Origin of the sequence: Burkholderia puraquae (assembly GCF_002099195.1) — a bacterium.
Classification (GTDB): Bacteria; Pseudomonadota; Gammaproteobacteria; order Burkholderiales; family Burkholderiaceae; genus Burkholderia; species Burkholderia puraquae.
In genome coordinates this window covers 1-1183 of record NZ_NBYX01000067.1, presented here as the reverse complement: position 1 = coordinate 1183, position 1183 = coordinate 1, and the positions used below count along the sequence as shown (strand labels likewise).

1 protein-coding gene is annotated in these 1183 nt (G+C 61.5%); it reads left to right on the top strand.

Annotated features, from left to right (window positions below; translation table 11 throughout):
- Positions 1-1182 (top strand): elongation factor Tu (gene tuf, locus B7G54_RS37790; RefSeq protein ID WP_027805213.1); only part of this gene is annotated, 1182 nt, incomplete at its 5' end.
- Position 1183: the final 1 nt, after the last annotated feature.

The window sequence follows — 1183 nt, the reverse complement described above, 5'->3', positions numbered from 1 at the left end:
GGTAAATTCGAGCGGACGAAGCCGCACGTGAACGTTGGTACGATTGGTCACGTTGACCACGGCAAGACGACGCTGACGGCAGCGATCACGACGGTTCTGACGAAGAAGTTCGGCGGCGAAGCGAAGGCATACGACCAGATCGACGCGGCACCGGAAGAAAAGGCGCGCGGCATCACGATCAACACGGCACACGTCGAGTACGAAACGGCTAACCGCCACTACGCACACGTCGACTGCCCGGGCCACGCTGACTATGTGAAGAACATGATCACGGGCGCAGCGCAGATGGACGGCGCGATCCTGGTTTGCTCGGCAGCAGACGGCCCGATGCCGCAAACGCGTGAGCACATCCTGCTGGCGCGTCAGGTTGGCGTTCCGTACATCATCGTGTTCCTGAACAAGTGCGACATGGTGGACGACGCGGAGCTGCTCGAACTGGTCGAGATGGAAGTTCGCGAACTCCTGTCGAAGTACGACTTCCCGGGCGACGACACGCCGATCGTGAAGGGTTCGGCAAAGCTGGCGCTGGAAGGCGACACGGGCGAGCTGGGCGAAGTGGCGATCATGAGCCTGGCCGATGCGCTGGACACGTACATCCCGACGCCGGAGCGTGCAGTTGACGGCGCGTTCCTGATGCCGGTGGAAGACGTGTTCTCGATCTCGGGCCGTGGTACGGTTGTGACGGGTCGTGTCGAGCGCGGCATCGTGAAGGTCGGCGAAGAAATCGAAATCGTCGGTATCAAGCCGACGGTGAAGACGACCTGCACGGGCGTTGAAATGTTCCGCAAGCTGCTGGACCAAGGTCAGGCAGGCGACAACGTTGGTATCCTGCTGCGCGGCACGAAGCGTGAAGACGTGGAGCGTGGCCAGGTTCTGGCGAAGCCGGGTTCGATCACGCCGCACACGCACTTCACGGCTGAAGTGTACGTGCTGAGCAAGGACGAAGGCGGCCGTCACACGCCGTTCTTCAACAACTACCGTCCGCAGTTCTACTTCCGTACGACGGACGTGACGGGCTCGATCGAGCTGCCGAAGGACAAGGAAATGGTGATGCCGGGCGACAACGTGTCGATCACGGTGAAGCTGATTGCTCCGATCGCGATGGAAGAAGGTCTGCGCTTCGCAATCCGCGAAGGCGGCCGTACGGTCGGCGCCGGCGTCGTCGCCAAGATCATCGAGTAAG